This window comes from Noviherbaspirillum humi (assembly GCF_900188095.1).
In the GTDB taxonomy this organism is placed as follows: Bacteria; Pseudomonadota; Gammaproteobacteria; order Burkholderiales; family Burkholderiaceae_D; genus Noviherbaspirillum; species Noviherbaspirillum humi.
Genome location: NZ_FZOT01000003.1, coordinates 29989 through 47610, shown reverse-complemented (window position 1 = coordinate 47610; position 17622 = coordinate 29989). Strand labels below are relative to the sequence as shown.

Here is a 17622-nt window from a genome sequence, read left to right as displayed (position 1 = left end):
TGCGGAAGTCATCAACCTGTACGACGCGAAGCCGAAATGGGCCTGGACGTCGCCGATGAAGTATGCCCGCAGGCAGTTGAATGCGACCATTCTCGCCGACGGCAAGGTGCTGGTAACCGGGGGCATGAGCGGTCCCGGCTTCAACGATGCCGCTACCGCCGTGCTCGCCGCCGAAATGTGGGATCCGCTCACCGGAAAGTGGACCGAGATGGCAAGCATGAAGATTCCGAGGCTTTACCACTCCACTGCCCTGCTGTTGCCGGACGGCCGGGTCTTGTCGGCAGGCGGCGGCCAGCCCGCGCCGCTGAACGGAGTGGACAACAGCAATGCCGAGATTTATTCGCCTCCCTATCTGTTCACCGGCTCGCGTCCGACTGTCAAGAACGCGCCGGCCACGCTTCAGTACGGGCAAGGCTTTTTCGTGGAAACGCCTGACGCCGGCAGCATCGTCAAGGCAACCTGGATCCGGCTCGGCGCGGTAACGCATGCCTTCAACATGAACCAGCGCATCAATTATCTGCAGTTCACGAAGACGGCCACCGGATTGAATGTCACCGCGCCGGCCGACCCCAATCTGACGCCGCCGGGGCATTACATGCTGTTCCTGATCAATGAGCGAGGCGTGCCATCGATCGCGCGCATCATCCAGATCCAGTGAGTCCCGGCGAACGCTTCTCTATTAGTCGGGAAGAGCTGCACGGCACCGCCAGGCGGCCTTGCGGTGCCGTGCAGCGTTTGCAGCCGGTCTCAGGCGGCGCGATCCCGGGCACCGTCCTCGCCGGCCGGGAAGGCCTCCTGCAATATCCGGCGGATATCCGCGAGCTGCGCCGGCTTGGTCAGGTGGTAGTCGAAGCCGGCTTCCGTTGCGCGCAGACGGTCCCGCTCGGAACCCCAGCCGGTGACGGCGACGAGAACGGTCCTGCGGCTGGCAGGCGTGGCAGTCATCGTGCGCGCAAATTCATAGCCGTTCATGACCGGCATGCCGATGTCGGAGAAGATGATGTCGGGGCGGAACCGCGGCACCGCTTCCAGCGCCTGCCGGCCATCCGCAGCAATGCTCGTTTCATGGCCGAGTGCCTCGAGCAGGGCGGCGAGGTTCTGGGCGGCGTCGCTGTTGTCGTCGACAACCAGAATGCGCAGCGTCACTGCAGGAGCGGCCGACTCGATCGCCTGCATTGGAACCGGCAGCGCTGCTTCCGGCTGCGCGGCGGATCGGGCGTTCGGCCCGGCCGGCAGCCTGATGACGAAGGTGCTGCCCCGGCCGATGCCGGCGCTGGCCGCGGTCGCCGTCCCGCCGTGCAGCTCGACCAGCTGGCGCACCAGGTTGAGGCCGATGCCAAGCCCGCCGTAGGATGAATCCTGGGTCTTGCCAACCTGATTGAACATCTCAAAGATCGCCGGCAGCGATTCCTGGGCGATGCCGATGCCGTCATCCGCAACCGATATGACCGCATCGTCGCCGTCCTGGCAAGCCTCCAGCGCGATCCGGCCATGCTCGGGCGTGTACTTGGCCGCATTGTTCAGCAGGTTGCCGACGACCTGCGCCAGCCGGGCCTGATCGCCCTCGATGCAGATATCATGGGCCGGCAGGCGCAGATCCAGCGCATGCCGGCGCGACTCGATCAGCGGCCGCGCGGTCTCGATGGCGCTTTCCAGCACCTGGCGCAGACTGATGCGCTCCTTTCTCAGCTGGACCTTGCCGCGGGTGATGCGCGACACATCCAGCAAGTCGTTGATGAGATGCACCATGGTGCCGAGCTGGCGGTCCATGACGGTTTGCACCCTGGCGACGACCGCCGGGCTGTTGCCGCTCAGCCGCATCAGTTCAAGCCCGCTCTGCATCGGCGCCAGCGGGTTGCGCAGTTCATGCGCGAGCGTAGCGATGAATTCATCCTTGCGCCTGTCGGCGGCGAGCATGGCAGCTTCCTTCTCCTGCAGCTTTTCCAGCAGGGTTTGCAGGCTCCGGTGCAGCACATGGATTTCGGCGTAGCCGCCCTTGGGCTTGCTGATGCGGCTGTCTTCGCCTGCCTGCACCCGGTGAGCCGCTTCCGTCAGCAGGCGCAGCGGCCTGGAAATGCGTCCGGAGAGGAATGCGCCGAGGGCGGCGAACAGGACCGCGACGGCCAGGCCGATTGCCATGATCTGCTGCTGCAACTGGCGCACCGGCGCATACGCCGCCTTGAGATCCTGGCGCACCACGACGGTCCAGCCCAGGCTGGGGTGGCCGGCGGCCGCGCTGCTCTTGCTGTATCCCAGCAGGTATTCATTGGCCGATGCAATGCGCTGGATCGCGTAGCCGGTCTGCGGTTCCGCTGCCGCGCTCAGCGCCGGGAAGGAGAGCGTGAGATTCATCAGCTCCGGCGGGCCGAGCACGACGGAGTAATCCTTGTCCAGCACGATCGTTTCGATGCCCTGGCGGCGCAATGCCGGCAGCAGGATCGACCGTTCGATTTCTTCCGCCCATTTCATGCTCAAGTGGGCGCCGAGGATGCCGGCCATGCGCCCTTCCCTGTCACGGTAGGGAAAGGTCAGATCGATGAAGCGCATCGGTTCGTCGCCGTAGCCGGGTTGCAGGAGTTTCTGGAGCAGAACGGCCTGATGCACGTCAGTCAGGTGCAAGCCCTGCATCGCACGCACGAACCACGGCCGGCTGGCCACGTTCGTGCCTTCCAGGATGCCGTTGGCAGCGACCATGACCTTGCCGTCGTTGTCGGTCATGCCGATCCAGGCATAGTGGGGATAGTTCTTCTGCAGCGATTCGAGATACCGCCGCTTGGTCTCTGCGGAAACGCCGGGCTCGGCGAAATCCGGCCGGGCGGCCAGCAACTCGAATTCCCGCTGCCGCTCGGACAGGCTGCGGCCGATCTTGTCGACGGCCTGGAACGACAGGTCGGCAAATCGCGCGCCGATGTCCGCCTTCACCTTCTCCGTTGCCAGCCTGCCAACCAGCGCCGTCAGGGCCAGCGTCAGCACCAGTATCGAGCCGGCGAGCAGCAAAGCCAACTGGGTCGAAAGGCGCATGGAAGTCAGCTGATTCATTGGTCATAAACGCGGAAGGCGCGTCGTGCAAAAAGTTGGCAGGCCAATAGTAGCAAACCGTCTTGCAAAAATGACGCCGTATCGCGTGTCCGGCCGAGATTTTTGGCGCCAGCGCCTTGGTCGGGCCTATCGCGCTCCCACCTGGGCAATCAGCTGCAGCAGCATGTCATAGCTGACCGGCTTGGCGAGGTGGTGATCGAAGCCGGCCTCGCTCGACCTTGCCCTGTCCTCGGCGCTGCCCCAGCCGGTCACGGCCACCAGGGCAGTATTCTGCAACCCCGCATCGTTGCGAACCGCCCTGGCGACTTCATAACCGTTCAGGCCGGGCATGCCGATATCCAGCAAGGCCAGGTCCGGCTGCGACTGTCTGATCGCCGCCAGCGCCGCCTCGCCGTCATAGGCGGCGGCCACATTGTGACCGTTCAATTCAAGCAATTGCCGCAGCACTTCGACCGCATCGCGGTTGTCGTCGGCGATGACGATGCTGAGCGGTTCCGTCGCGCCGACGGCCCCGGACGGCGCTTGTACATCGAGGTCGGCGCCATCCGTGCCGCGCTGCTCGACCGGCAGGCGCAGCGTAAAGGTGCTGCCCTGCCCGAGGCCGGGACTGGAAACCGATACCGTGCCGCCATGCTTTTCGGTGAGGCGCTTGACCAGGTTCAGGCCGATGCCGAGCCCGCCCTGGGAATGGCCGAGGCCCCGCCCTACCTGGGTGAACATGTCGAATACCCGCGGCACGTCGTCGGCGGCAAGGCCGATGCCATTGTCCGTCACCCGGATGACGGCCATGCCGCCTTCGCGCTCCAGCGCCAGCATGATCCTGCCGCCGGGCGGCGTGTACTTCGCCGAATTGGTCAGGAGGTTGCTGATCACCTGGCTCAGACGGTTCCTGTCGACGTCCATCCAGACCGGTTCGTCAGGCAGGCGCAGGATGAACTCATGGCCCTTCTCCCGCATCAGCGGCTGGCCGACTTCGACCGCCGCCTGGATCACGTCCGCCAGCGGCTGCCGCGACCGTTTCAGTACGATCTTGCCGCTGTTGACGCGGGCCAGGTCCAGCAGGTCGTCGACCAGGTGCACCAGGTGGTCGACCTGCCGGCTCATCATGGCATGCACCCGGGCGATCGGTTCCGGCGGCTGCATGGTCATGCTGACCAGATCGAGGCCGGTGCGCAGCGGCGCCAGCGGATTGCGCAATTCATGCGCCAGCGTGGCCAGGAACTCCCCCTGGCGCCGGTTGGCCTGCGACAGGTCGGCCGCCAGGCGCTGCAATTGCTCCTCGCTTCGCTTGCGGTCGGTGATGTCGCTGAACAGGAGCGCCACCTGCCTGCCCGGTTCGCTGCCCAGCCGGCTCACCGAGACATCGAACCAGCGGCCCAGCGTGGGCGAGTAATCGACGAAGCGCATCGGCTGGCCGGTCCGCGCCACCTGTCCGTAACGCTCCACCCATTCCATGCGGGGGGAAGCGAAGATCGACCGCAGCGTCTTGCCGACGACGTTGTGCAGGCCGTTGATCTTTCCGGCAGCGGGATTGGCTTCCAGGAAGCGGTAATCCACCGCGGTGCCGGTTTCATCGTAGATCAGCTCGATGATGTAGAAGCCTTCCTCGATGGTGTTGAAGAGCGCCTGATAGCGTTCCTCGCGGTTGCGCAGGGCTTCCTCCGTCTCCTGCAGCGTGGTGACGTCGATTGCGACGCCGGACAGCCACAGGGAATCGCTCCCCGGAGCGGCACCGACGTTGCCGCGGGAATGAATGTGGCGCTGGCTGCCATCCGGAAGCCGGACGCGGTACAGCGCCTGGAAAGGCTGCCTGCCGGCGATGGCCTGCTCGATGCGCTGCCGAACCTCGTCCAGGTCTTCCGGGTGCACGCTGGCGAAATAGGCTTGTGCCGGGGCGCCCTTCGCGCATTCCGGCGCCAGGCCGTGCAGCTTTACCGTGTTGGCATCGGCAAAGACCCGGTCGGTACGGACATCCCAGGCATAGGTGCCGACATCGCCGGCGGCGAGCGTTGCCTCGAGCCGCAGGCGGGCTTCGCGCAGCGCCAGCTCGGTCTGCTTTTTCTCGGTGATATCGCTGATGGTGCCTATCCATTCGCGGATGGCGCCATCCCGATCGCGGATCGGGACGCCGCGGGCGGCCGCCCACCGGTACTGTCCGCTCAGATGCCGCACGCGGAACTCGTTTTCGTAATCGGAGCCCTCGGCCACCGATATCATCCATACCGCGTTCGCCCTCTCCCGGTCGTCGGGATGGATCACATCGAGCCAGCCGTCGCCCTGCCACTTCTCGACCGATTGCCCGGTGAACGCGCGGGCGGAGACCGAGTCCCTGATCACCTTGCCGTCGGCATCGGCGCGCCAGATCACCTGAGCCGAGGCGGTCGCAAGGGACCGGAACAGCTCTTCGCTTTCGGCCAATTGCGCCTGGGCGGCCTTCTGCTCATGGATGTCGGTATTGGTGCCCATCCAGCGGACGATCTGTCCGGCATCATCCCGGACCGGCTCGCCGCGGCACAACACCCATCGATAGTCGCCGGAGGCGTCGCGGAACCGGAACTCGTGGGACAGCGGCCTGCCTGCCCGGATGGCTTCCCTCCAGGCATTCTCCGCTCTGGCGCGATCGTCGGGATGCACCAGCATGAGCCAGCGATCTCCCTTGAGCGCGTCGGCCGGCACGCCGGCGAAACGGATCATCCGTTCATTGAAGTAATCGCCGCTGCCATCGGCCAGCGCCGACCAGACCATGTGCGGCGTGGCATTGACCATCGCCTTGAACTTCGCTTCGCTTTCCTGAAGCTGCAAGGCGGTCGTGGCGGCCACGAACACCTTGGCGAAGCCGGCCACGGAGCCATCTTCCAGCTTGAGCGCCGTTAGCGATCCATCGGCGAGGAAACGGGATCCATCCTTTCTGACGTGCCAGCGCAGGCCGTGCGTCCTTCCGGCTTCCCGCGCAGCCTGGCACTGCAGCGCGGGAATGCCCGCTGCGATGTCGTCCGGCGTAAACAGGAGGGTGAAAGGCTTGCCGACCGCTTCCGCCGCGCTCCAGCCGAACATGGCTTGCGCGCCGGCGGTCCAGTCGACGATCGTTCCGCCGATATCCAGCGTGACGAGGGCGCGGTCCTGCAGTTGATCGGAAACGAGGCGAAAACGTTGTTCAAACGTCAGCTTGTCTAGGGATGGCATAAACCTCAAGGGAAAGTACATCGGCCAAGCTAGCCACGTCCCGGCCGCAAGACGCCTGCAAGCGAGAACGGCCAAGCGCGAAGGCTCACGAAATCGTGATTCCCTTCGGCTCAATGGCGGAGTGATGGCTCAGGCAAAGTATGCCCGAATTCGGTTTGAAGCGGCTTGCGCCTGATGGACGAACCACGGCGAGGATTGATCAACAGCGGGCCGCCGCGCCGACGCAACAACGGCGTGGCGGCTCCTCGGTTCGCGGGAATGAAGTTCCGGCGATGCGCCCTTTATGAATGTTCCTGTGCCGGGCATGCCTGGCGCGCATCCTCGATGCGGAACGGATGCACCGCCGGATCGGCTTGCCGCAGCAGCGCGGCGACGCGCGGAACCAGATTTTCCGACCGCACCGGGAGCGCCATGAAATCGTTGGCGCCCGCTTCCACGCCCCGGATCCAGTCACCCACCCCGCGCCCGCTCGTCATCAGCAGAACCGGCACCGAGGCATCGAAATGGCGCAGGCAGCGCAGCGCCCTGATGCCGCCCATCGCGGGAAGCGCCGCGTCGAGGACGATGACATCCGGCCGGCGATGGCGCATCCGGTCCAGCAGTCCCGGCTCATCGCTGGCGATGCAGCAGTCATACCCGACTTGGGAAAGGATGTGGCTCATGTCTTCCGCGAGGGAAGCATCGCCTGCCGCAATCAGTACAGTTTCCATATCGGTGTGGACGCTTCCGCTCCGGCCGCCGAGCACCGGAGAACAGGCATCGATCGTTGATTTGAGAACTGCAAGGGTACGGCCGGCGCTTGACGCAGAGCTGACTTGGCTCTGACATCCGACTGACAAAAATTGCTTTCGATAAACCGGCTTCGCTTCAGCCCGCCGCAGATGCAACGCTCATCCACGCAATGGGCGAAGCGCCGCCAGGGAAACGGGGAAATGCATTTCTGGCGGCAAGCCGCGGCACGTGATTGGGACTTCGAACCACCAGCCAGGGCGTGATAGCCAAGGCAACGGCTGTCACATTGCGGTCATATGCGGTTCCTATAATTCGCTCGCCATGAACGTGGTCCTTGCAACAACAATTCGATCAACTCTTCATATCCAGGAAGATGACTGACAACACCCAACTCTCCCGCCGCAAGGCACTCAAGTTCCTCGCTGGCGCGCCGCTGCTGCCATTCGGGCCGGCCCTTGCTTCCACGCTGCTCAACGGCTGCGGCGGCGGTTCGGATGCCGTACCGGCGGCCGACGCGCTGAAGTCGACGGTATCCTTTGCGTCGGTGAGCTTCAGCGGCATGCCGGCGCCGACCCTGAGCACGCCGGCGGCCATGGCGACCACCACTGTCGGCTCCACCATGACGGTCAACTTCAGCGACGCCACCAAGGCGGACTTCAAGCTGGCCTACCAGCCCTTCTTCATCACCGGCGACCGGGTCCCGGACGGCAACGGCGGCACCATTCTCGCCGGCGGCTACTACGACATTTACAACCAGCCCATCATCGACACCACCGTGCCGGCCAGCCCGCGCCAGTTCTTCTCCGATTCTCCCGACGGCACCTCGCTGCTCACCGTGCCCAACGCCATGGTCGCCGGGGTGAAAGGAAACACGGTATTCGCGGTGGTGCAGTTCGAATACACCTCGCTGGCGCAGGACGGCGCCACCGGCATGTACGGCAAGCTGCCCTCCCCCATCGCCGTGCTGACGCTGGATCAGGATCCCGCCACCGGCAAGCTGTCGCTGGTGAAGTACCACAACGTCGACACCTCCTCCGTCAACGGCCTGTGGATCACCTGCGGCGCCAGCCTCTCGCCCTGGGGCACCCACCTCTCCAGCGAGGAGTACGAGCCCAATGCCTTCACCGCGTCCACCGACGCGCAGTTCCGCGCCTTCAGCAAGAACCTCTACGGCAGCGAAACCGTCGCCAATCCGTATAACTACGGCCATCTGCCGGAAGTCACGGTGAATGCCGACGGCACCGCATCGATCAAGAAGCATTACTGCCTCGGCCGCATCTCTCACGAGCTGGTGCAGGTGATGCCGGACAACCGTACCGTGCTCATGGGTGACGATGCGACCAACAGCGCCTACTTCGTCTTCGTCGCCGACCGCGAGAAGGATCTCTCCTCCGGCACGCTGTATGCGGCAAAAGTCGGCGCCGGCTTCTCGCTCGATCCCAACGGCAGCGGCGCACCGCTGACCTGGATCAAGCTCGGCTCGGCCACCAGCGCCGAGATCAAGCAGATGGCGACCATCCTTCAGCCGACCCAGATCATGGACGTGAAGACCTCGGACCCGTCCGACGCGTCTTACACCAAGGTCGCCGCCAACGGCCGCACCGAGTGGATCAAGCTGGTGCCGGGCATGGAAAAGGCGGCCGCCTTCCTCGAGACCCACCGCTATGCGGCGCTGGTCGGCGCATCCACCGCCTTCACCAAGATGGAAGGCACCACCGTCAACGCCAGGGACAAGATCGCCTACTCGGCGCTGCAGAACTGCCAGAGCTCGATGGTGGCCGGCAATGCGCTCAACGTTCCGGCCAATGGCGTGTCGCTGCCCAGCCAGCTGGTGGCCGGCGCGGTCATGGCGCTGAACCTGAAGGCCGGCGTGCAGGATACCAGCGGCGCCGCCATCAACAGCGAGTGGATGCCGGTGGACATCAAGGCGCTGCTGGTGGGACAAGACATCGCCGCCGATGCGCTCGGCAACACCGCCAATCCGGACAAGGTGGCGAACCCCGACAACCTGAAGTTTTCGGAAAAGATGCGCACCCTGTTCATCGGCGAGGACAGCAGCCAGCACGTCAACAACTTCCTGTGGGCCTACAACGTCGACACCAGGCAGCTGTCGCGCATCATGTCGATTCCGGCCGGCGGCGAGTCGACCGGCCTGCATGCGGTGGACGAGATCAACGGCTGGACCTACATCATGAGCAACTTCCAGCACGCCGGCGACTGGGGATCGATTCACAACACGGTGAAATCGACGCTCGATCCGCTGATCAAGGCCAACTACAAGAATGGCTTTGGCGCGGCGGTGGGGTATCTCACCGCCGACCTCAGGCAGATGTCGCTCGGGAAGGCTTGAGCGCAGCCTGGCGTCAGGCAGGATGAGAAGCGCGGGCATGCGCGCTTCCCGTCATCTTTCCCGGGCGTGGCCGGGCTTGCCGATCTCAACGGCAAGCGTGCCATGGCTGCGCAGGGTTCAGGTCGGTGTCATGCCGCAGCATGCACCGACGGTTCCAGGCCTTCAAGCAGCCTGGCGAACACACGCCGTGCGAATGGCGTCGCCATCGGATTCCTCGGCAGGAAAGGCGCGGATTACCCTGTTGCGTCCCGATGCCTTGGCGACGTATAGCGCTTGGTCGGCCCGGCTGATGGTCTTGCTGAAGCTTTCGCCGGGCGAGAATTCGGCGATGCCGATGGATACCGTGACCTTGCGCGGACCCTCGACGCTCACGAACGACAGCGACGCCACGCACTGCCGCAGCCGCTCCGCGAAGCGTTCGGGGTGCAGGCCATTGGCGCTCTTGAACAGCAGGATGAATTCTTCGCCACCATAACGGCCGAAGCAGTCGGTCCCGCGTATCTCATTGCCCAATGCGGACGCGACGCGCTGCAGGACGGCATCGCCGACCGCATGGCCATGGGTGTCGTTGATCGTCTTGAAATGGTCGATATCCAGCAGGAAGACGAAGAAGGATGAGCGCTCGGCGCCCGCCCGTCGTTCCTCCTGTTCGAGTTCGCTCCAGACGTGCCTGCGGTTGTAGAGACCGGTGAGCGGATCGCGCTCGGCCAGTTCCTTGACGGTGGCGTTTGCCTGCTGCAGCCGGACCCATGCCCTTTTTCTGGCCACCTCCATCATGAACACGAAGGCGGCGATGGCCAAGCCCATGAAGACGAGGCTGTACGTGTACATGAACTCGGCGTGCGCGGCCAGGGCAGGCGCAGAAACGGGATGCGCCCGGAACCATCCGTGCAAGGCAACGAGGGCGCCGACGCCCATGGCCAGCCAGCAGGAGGCGGACACCATGCTGCCGAACAGAATGCCGACTACCGGCATCGTGATGAACCACATGGAGCCGGGCGAAAAGACGCTGCCGATGAGCAGCGATTCATAGAGCTTGAAGCTGAACAGGCTGATGAGGAAAAGCTCGCGGGCCAGTCCGATATTGGCCGTGCGGCGGGCTATCCAGGGCGCACCCACCATGACGGTGCCGGCAAGCGATAGCAAAATCGCCAGATCCCACCGCCTGAACCAGACGAACTCGACAACGAAAACCGGGATCACCAGGGCCGCGAGAACGGCCAGGTTCAGCAGCTTGGCGAACTCTTCTCCTGCCTCGGAATGTAAATCCGTTCCGACCGGAACGACTCTGGCCAGCAGCGCCGAATGCGCGCGTCTACCCACAGCAATCGCCTTGTTCATCGTTTTTTGCCAGTCTGGTGATTTCCGGCGGGGATTCTAGAAGATTTACCAGCGGAAATAAATCGGAAACTGCGATTTTCTCGAGGTCTTGCCAGAAAAGCCATGGCAAATGCATCTTCTTGCTTTCCTCGTGCATCGCCTGCTTTACAAATGCGAGATATTGGCGCTACTCTTTTGTAGTTGCATACAAGAAATCCGGTCCCCATACCAACAGACAGCATTCGGAGGAAGCCTCTCAGCGAGGACGATCATGGAGACCCAGACTCAGACGAGTGAAGTCAAAAGCGCGTTGACCCAACTGGCTTTTTTGAAAAACAGCCGGTGGGCCCTCATGGCTTGGCCCTTGTTCTGCCTCGCCGTTGCCTTGACGATCGGCTACCTGTGCATCAGCCGCATCGATGCGGAGCGCGAAAGCGTACGGGCGCAGGCGTTCCGGGAAGCGCAATCCCTGTCGCGGTCCTATGCCGAACAACTCTCGCATACCGTCGCGCATCTCGACCAGATCACAAAGAGCCTCGCCTATTACTGGGAAAAGAGCGGCGGCACGCTCAATCTCGAGGAACAGGCCGCGCGCGGACTGTACCCCACCACGATCGATTTCTCGCTTGGCGTAGTCAACCGGGATGGCGACGTCGTTACCGGCCTGCTCAAGCGCCCGCAGCGCGTCAACCTGTCGGACCGGCCTTATTTCCAGGCTCACAAGAGCGGCGCCGTCACCGGCTTGCATGTTCATAAGATCGACCATGGCCGCATCGTCGGCAAGCCGGTCATCATCTTCAGCCGCGCCCTCAAGGACAAGCAGGGCAAGTTCGACGGCATCGTGTATGTGGGCGTGGCGCCGGAATTCCTCGCCTCCTTCTACGACAATGCCTCGGAGGGGGACAACGGCGGTCTCGCCCTGGTCACCACCTCAGGCGAGTTCCTGGCCACAAAACTGGGGCGCAACGTGCGCCAGCACGGCAACCTGGTCAAGGACGAGGTGGTGTTCCCGAAAGCCCAGGGCGTGCAGGTCGTCGCCGGCAGCCGGTTTCTCGATGAGCGCTCCCGCATCGTGGCCTGGAACAGTCTTGAAGACTATCCCTTCGTTTCAGTGGTCGCCATGGCCGAAGAAGACCTCTACGCATCGTTCGATGCGCTGCGCAGAGACTACATGGGCATCGCCGTCTCGGCCATCGCCGTGATGTTTCTGCTTGCGGTCGTCGGTTGCGTCTTCATTGGCCGCCTGGCATGGCGCAAGCACCAGGCCGCGGCGATCAGCGAAACCTACCGCCTGGCGACCGAAGGCGCGCGCGAGGGTTTCTTCATGATCCGTTCGCTGCAGAGCTCCGAGCGCCAGGTCACCGACTTCGTCATCGAGCGATGCAATGAACAGGGCGCGAACATGCTGGGCTACCAGAAGTATCAGCTGCATGAAGCGCGCTTTTCCCAGCTCTACACCGGCAGGGCCTTCGAGCGCGTCATGACGACTTTCCGCTCGGCGCTGCAAAAGGGGTTCCTGGAAGACGAGTTTCCGATGCTGCAGGGCTCGGACAGGCGCTGGATGTATCGGCGCATCGTCCGCTCGGATGAAGGCCTGGCGATCACGCTGCGCGACATCACGGACGCCAAGGACCATGAACAAGCATTGCACCAGATGGCGACCGTCGATTCGCTGACCCGCCTGCCCAACCGGAACTGGCTTTCCCAGCGCTTGCCCGAAGCGCTCGAGGCCGCCGCGGCGAGCGGCAAGAAGGTGGCGCTGCTGTTCATCGACCTGGACGACTTCAAGAACGTCAACAATACCCGGGGTCATGCCGCGGGCGACGAAGTGCTCCGGCAGGCGAGCCTGCGCATGCAATCCATCCTGCGCTACGGCGACGAGGTGGTGCGACTTGGCGGCGATGAATTCGTCGTCGTCCTTCCCGGGCTGGAAGACGCGGGCGATGCCGTGCCGGTCGCCGACCGCATCCTGGATGCATTCGCGTCGCCGTTTTCCCTCAGCGAAGGCTCGGAGCACGTCGTGTACGCGTCGGCGGGATTGAGCGTCTACCCCGATGACGGGCCGGACATGGATTCGCTGCTCAAGCATGCCGACACCGCGATGTTCGCCGCCAAGCGGGCCGGCAAGGGGCGGCTGTCCTTCTATACGCCGCAGCTGACGGAAGAGATCGTCAATCGCACCAACAACGAACAGGGCTTGCGCCATGCGATCAAGTCGAACCAGTTCATCGTCCATTACCAGCCCCGGGTCAATGCGCTGACCGGGGAACTGGTCAGCATGGAGGCGCTGGTGCGATGGCTGCATCCGACCCGTGGCCTGGTCCCGCCGATGGAATTCATCCCGCTGGCCGAGGAGACGGGATTGATCGTCGAGATCGGCGAAATCGTGCTGCACCAGGTCTGCGCGCAGATCGTCGCCTGGCAGCAGGATGGCCTGCCGGTGGTACCGATCTCGGTGAACGTCTCGCCGCGGCAATTCACCGATTCCGACCTGGAGGTGGAGATCGCGACGGCGCTCACCCGATTCCAGGTCGCGCCCTCCATGCTGGAACTGGAGATCACCGAATCCTGCATGCTGCAGGACAGCGCGAAGGTGGCGGAAGAGATCGCCTCCCTGAAAGCCTTGGGCATACGCGTGTCGGTGGATGACTTCGGCACCGGCTACTCATCCCTCTCCCAATTGCAGCGCCTTGACCTGGATGTGCTGAAGATCGACCGCTCCTTCACCATCGAACTGGAGAATGGCAAGCATGGCGTCGACTTTTTCCGCACCATCGTTTCCATGGCCCATGTGCTCGATATGCAGGTCGTTGCCGAAGGCGTGGAAAACCCGGCCCAGCTCAGGATCCTCCAAGCCCTCGGTTGCGACGAGATTCAGGGTTACTTCGTTTCCAGGCCAGTGCCGGCCGAGGCCGCCAGCGCCTTCCTCCAGCGGAAAATGCTGATCGACCTGCAAGTGCTCGACGCAGCGATCCGAACCGGGACGGCCAATCCGTAATACCCCCGATGAGTTTCGCCTGGCTTCGCAAGCCGCCTTTAGTTTCCTGTAAGCATTTGATTCTTAAAAGTAATTTTGAGGATCCGTAGCGTTTTCACCTTCCGTTTTCCGTGATGCTTCGGGTACACTACCGCACCTGATCATGCCTAGGTCTCATGAACTGCATGATCACGATGAATATTAAGAAACCGGAACGGTAGAGAGGAAATCTTGGATCTGAGCATTTCTGCATTGCTTTCAAGCGGACTGGAGCATCAAGCTGGCGCGCGGGGCGATACGGTGGCGCAGATCCTGGGAGCGGTCCGCCGCCACTTGGAAATGGACGTTGCCTTCGTCTCGGAATTTTTCCAGGGACAACGCGTTTTCCGCCACGTCGACTCGACAAATCCACGCAATCCGATCAAGCCCGGCGCCGGCGATCCGCTCGAAGCCTCCTTCTGCAAGCGGGTGGTCGATGGTCACTTGCCTCAACTGATGCGCGACGCGCGGCGCAATCCGGTTTCCGCGGCGCTGGACGTTACCCATGCGCTTCCGGTCGGCGCCCACCTGAGCGTGCCGATCCGGCTGTCGGATGGCTCTACCTACGGCACCTTCTGCTGCTTCAGCTTCACCGCCGACGAGTCGCTGGATGAACGCGACCTGAAGATGATGCGCGCGTTTGCCGAAGTGACCGCCAAGCTGATCGAGGCCGAACGCGCGGCCGTCGTTCGCAAGCGCGAGCTCAAGCACAAGATCAGGAAAGCGCTCAGTTCCAACAAGCTCTCGACGGCCTATCAGCCGATCTACGATCTCGTCGCAGACAAGATCGTCGGCGTGGAAGCCCTGTCCCGCTTCCAGGCCCTGCCGCTGCAATCGCCCGACATATGGTTCGGCGAGGCGAATGAAGTCGGACTCGGGGTCGAACTCGAATCACGCGCGATTCAGCTCGGCCTGAGGGCGCTCGAGCATTTGCCGCTCGACATGTATGTTTCGGTGAACATTTCTCCGCAACACATTCTCGACGGCGCCATGGCGGGTATTTTCAGCAATATGCCGCTGGACCGCGTCGTGCTCGAGATCACCGAACACTCGGCAGTTGCCGAATACGATGGACTGGCAAGCCAGCTGGCGCCGTTTCGCGCCCGTGGCATGCGCATCGCCGTGGACGATGCCGGCGCCGGCTATGCCAGTTTCAGGCACATCCTCAATCTGGCGCCGGACCGGATCAAGCTCGACATGAGCCTGACCCGCAATATCGACCGCGACGGCTCGCGCCGCGCGCTTGCCGCCGCCTTCATCCGCTTCGCCGAGGAAACCGGCGCGAAGATCATCGCCGAGGGCGTGGAAACGCAGTCCGAGCTGGACACCCTCAAGGCGCTGGGCGTATCGACGGTGCAAGGACATTTCGTCGGCCGTCCTGCTCCCATCGGCGACCTGCTGACCTACCTGCATTGATATTGCCGAGCGCGCTCCGCTTCCCTTACCGCCTAGGCAGCACGCCACATGCATGTGGCATAAGAGAACTTAGCCTTCCTGATTTATCTGATGTAATATTGATTTAGCTCAACTTCCGGGTAGATCGGCATGTCTGTCAGCGACGCTTCGGATCTGGTGTTCCCAAGTGTGGGAAACGGGGAAATGGCGAGCCGCATGCGTGGTTTCGACTGGACGCAAACAGCTCTTCCCCTACCTTCAGGCTGGCCTGCCGCGCTGACGACGGCGTTGAACATCCTGCTCGCCGCGCGCTTTCCCATGTTTCTCGTCTGGGGCGAAGCGCAGACATTTTTCTACAACGACGCCTTTATCGCCATGCTCGGCGAGTGGCATCCGCGCGCCATGGGCAGCCCCCTGCGCGACATATCGAGCAGTGCATCGACAAATCTTTCGAACCTGATCGGCCAATCGTTGGCGGGTGGAGCCGTCCCGTTTCAAGACGCCGCATTCACGCTGCATGGTGAAGACGGCGCTGAATTGACGCGATTCGCCGTTTCGTACTCCCCGGTCTGTGACTCCGGAAACCGTGTCGGCGGCGCGTTCGGCGTCTGCGAAGGGAAAATCGATTGCAACCGGGCGGGGAATGCGGCGATCGCCGAAATTGCCCGACTTCGGGAATTCTTCGAACAGGCGCCGGTTCCGATTGCGATCATGCTCGGGCCGGAACACCGGTTCGAAATTTCCAATACGGCGAACAAGCGTATCGTCGGGGATCGCGCGATCATCGGCAAGCCGTTTCATGAAGCCGTTCCGGAAGGCGTGGAAACGGGCTTCGGCGAGTTGCTGGACCACGTCTACCGGACCGGCGAACCGTATATCGGACACCATATTCCGTTCCAGGCGCATACCGGGGACGAAACGAAGCAGCAGGTGTACATGAACTTCATCTATCAGCCGATTCGCGATGGCGCCGGCGATGTGATCGGCATCTTCGCTGTCGGCTCGGACGTCACTCAGGAAGTCCATGCGACCGCGGCGCTTCAAAAAAGCGAAAGGCGAGCCAAGGCCATCATCGATGCAGTGCCGCAGATGATCTGGTCTGCCTCGCCCGACGGCGCGAACAATTTCTTCAATCAGCAATGGTATGACTTCACCGGCCTGCCGCAGGGCTCGCTGCTCGGATGGGAGGCGGTTCATCCGGAGGATCGGGCGAGCGACGCCGTTCGATGGCAGGACAGCGTGGCGAATGGCACGCCTTACGAGAGCAAGAATCGCCTGAAGCACCGCACCGGCGATTACCATTGGACCCTGGTTCGCGCCGCCCCGGTGCGGGATGAGCACGGACAGATCCTGGAATGGATAGGATCAAACACCGACATCCACGGGCAAGAGTTGGCCAACGCTGCATTGATGGAGGCGAACGCACGCAAGGACGAGTTTCTGGCAATGCTCGCCCATGAATTGCGCAATCCCCTGGCGCCGATTTCCGCAGCCGCGGAAATTCTCGCCGCGCGCTCCAAGCAGGATCCCATACTGGAAGAGGCGAGCGGCACCATCACCCGTCAGGTCAAGCATATTGCGCATCTCGTGGACGACCTGCTCGATGCCTCCCGGGTCACGCGCGGGCACATCGAACTCGACCAGCGCACGCTCAATCTCAAGCATGTGATCAACGATGCCGTCGAGCAGGTCAAGCACCTGTTCGAGCAGCGGCGCCACCGCTTCAATCTCGACCTCGAATACGAAGCGGTGCATGTGCGCGGCGACCACAACCGGTTGGTTCAGGTGGTCGCCAACCTGCTGAGCAATGCGGCGAAATACACGCCCGAGCGTGGGCGCATCGGCCTGATCATGGAGGCGGATGACGAGTGGGTAACGCTGTGCGTGCAGGACGACGGCGCCGGCATGTCGCCGGAACTGATCAGCCATGCCTTCGACCTGTTCTACCAGGAGAAGCGGCCGCTGGACCGGACCGAGGGCGGCCTCGGCATCGGCCTGTCGCTGGTGAAGAGCCTGACGGAACTGCACGGCGGCACGGTGGCGGCGACCAGCTCGGGTCCCGGATGCGGCAGCCGGTTCATCGTCAGGCTGCCCCGGCAAGCAGGGGCAGCCGAGATCAGCCGCCCGATGGAAGCCGATCGGGACAAGCCGTTGCACGGATTGCGGCTCTTGATCGTGGACGACAACATCGACGCGGCGCGCATGATGGGGGTGCTGTTGGAGGACATGGGACTGAAGGTGGCGGTCGAACACGATGCCGCCGCGGCGCTCGAGCGCCACCGCCAGGGCGCCTTCGACGTATACCTTCTGGACATCGGTCTGCCCGGGATGAATGGCTATGAATTGGTGCAGGCCCTGCGCTCGAGCGGCACCACAGCGGATAGCCTGTTCATCGCCCTTTCCGGCTATGGCAAGGAAAAGGACCGACAGGCATCGATGGATGCGGGTTTCCATCATCATCTGGTGAAGCCGATGAGCGTGGATCAGCTGCAGAATCTGCTCGTCGCTCAAAACTGAAATACCGTGCCGGCGGTTGGATGCCCCCGTCCATTCCGAGGCAGGTCGTCAGGCGGAAGCTAAACCCGCG

9 protein-coding genes and 1 pseudogene are annotated in these 17622 nt (G+C 63.1%); 6 read left to right on the top strand and 4 right to left on the bottom strand.

Annotated features, from left to right (window positions below; genetic code table 11):
• Window positions 1–7: 7 nt before the first annotated feature.
• Window positions 8–280 (top strand): annotated as a pseudogene (locus CHB88_RS26040) (galactose oxidase); the annotation flags it as partial.
• Window positions 281–313: 33 nt separating this feature from the next.
• Complete coding sequence (locus CHB88_RS26035) at window positions 314–658, top strand: galactose oxidase early set domain-containing protein (RefSeq protein ID WP_483869941.1); 345 nt, start codon at window positions 314–316, stop codon at window positions 656–658.
• A gap of 89 nt (window positions 659–747) precedes the next feature.
• Here CHB88_RS26035 and CHB88_RS06695 read toward each other — a convergent pair whose 3' ends face one another.
• From CHB88_RS06695 to CHB88_RS06685, 3 genes are all read right to left on the bottom strand, one after another.
• On the bottom strand, window positions 748–3021 hold the full coding sequence (locus CHB88_RS06695; RefSeq protein ID WP_176442352.1) for a hybrid sensor histidine kinase/response regulator: 2274 nt from the start codon (window positions 3019–3021) through the stop codon (window positions 748–750).
• Window positions 3022–3165: 144 nt separating this feature from the next.
• On the bottom strand, window positions 3166–6222 hold the full coding sequence (locus tag CHB88_RS06690; RefSeq protein ID WP_176442351.1) for a hybrid sensor histidine kinase/response regulator: 3057 nt from the start codon (window positions 6220–6222) through the stop codon (window positions 3166–3168).
• A 281-nt stretch (window positions 6223–6503) separates the two neighbouring features.
• Entirely contained in the window at window positions 6504–6932 is a 429-nt protein-coding gene (locus tag CHB88_RS06685; protein ID WP_089398546.1) for a response regulator transcription factor, read from the bottom strand.
• 395 nt (window positions 6933–7327) lie between these two features.
• On the opposite strand from CHB88_RS06685, the gene CHB88_RS06680 reads away from it, so the two are divergent.
• Entirely contained in the window at window positions 7328–9304 is a 1977-nt protein-coding gene (locus tag CHB88_RS06680) for a PhoX family protein (protein WP_089398545.1), read from the top strand.
• Between the two features lie 162 nt (window positions 9305–9466).
• On the opposite strand, the gene CHB88_RS06675 is transcribed toward CHB88_RS06680, so the two are convergent.
• The gene (locus tag CHB88_RS06675) at window positions 9467–10627 is read right to left on the bottom strand and encodes a GGDEF domain-containing protein (protein WP_176442350.1); all 1161 of its coding nucleotides are present in this window, start codon (window positions 10625–10627) and stop codon (window positions 9467–9469) included.
• A gap of 349 nt (window positions 10628–10976) precedes the next feature.
• Between CHB88_RS06675 and CHB88_RS06670 the strand changes: the two genes are divergently transcribed.
• The 3 genes from CHB88_RS06670 (at window position 10977) to CHB88_RS06660 (ending at window position 17552) form a co-directional block, all read left to right on the top strand.
• Window positions 10977–13622, top strand: coding sequence for a bifunctional diguanylate cyclase/phosphodiesterase (locus CHB88_RS06670; RefSeq protein ID WP_176442349.1), 2646 nt, complete (start codon window positions 10977–10979; stop codon window positions 13620–13622).
• 210 nt (window positions 13623–13832) lie between these two features.
• The gene (locus CHB88_RS06665; RefSeq protein ID WP_217900135.1) at window positions 13833–15056 is read left to right on the top strand and encodes a sensor domain-containing phosphodiesterase; all 1224 of its coding nucleotides are present in this window, start codon (window positions 13833–13835) and stop codon (window positions 15054–15056) included.
• Between the two features lie 129 nt (window positions 15057–15185).
• Entirely contained in the window at window positions 15186–17552 is a 2367-nt protein-coding gene (locus CHB88_RS06660; protein ID WP_089398542.1) for a PAS domain-containing hybrid sensor histidine kinase/response regulator, read from the top strand.
• Window positions 17553–17622: the final 70 nt, after the last annotated feature.

Coding starts and splice junctions, on each gene's coding strand:
- CHB88_RS06695 (WP_176442352.1), bottom strand. CDS start 3,021: ATGCGCCTTTCGACCCAGTTGGCTTTGCTGCTCGCCGGCTCGATACTG.
- CHB88_RS06690 (WP_176442351.1), bottom strand. CDS start 6,222: ATGCCATCCCTAGACAAGCTGACGTTTGAACAACGTTTTCGCCTCGTT.
- CHB88_RS06685 (WP_089398546.1), bottom strand. CDS start 6,932: ATGGAAACTGTACTGATTGCGGCAGGCGATGCTTCCCTCGCGGAAGAC.
- CHB88_RS06680 (WP_089398545.1), top strand. CDS start 7,328: ATGACTGACAACACCCAACTCTCCCGCCGCAAGGCACTCAAGTTCCTC.
- CHB88_RS06670 (WP_176442349.1), top strand. CDS start 10,977: ATGGCTTGGCCCTTGTTCTGCCTCGCCGTTGCCTTGACGATCGGCTAC.
- CHB88_RS06660 (WP_089398542.1), top strand. CDS start 15,186: ATGTCTGTCAGCGACGCTTCGGATCTGGTGTTCCCAAGTGTGGGAAAC.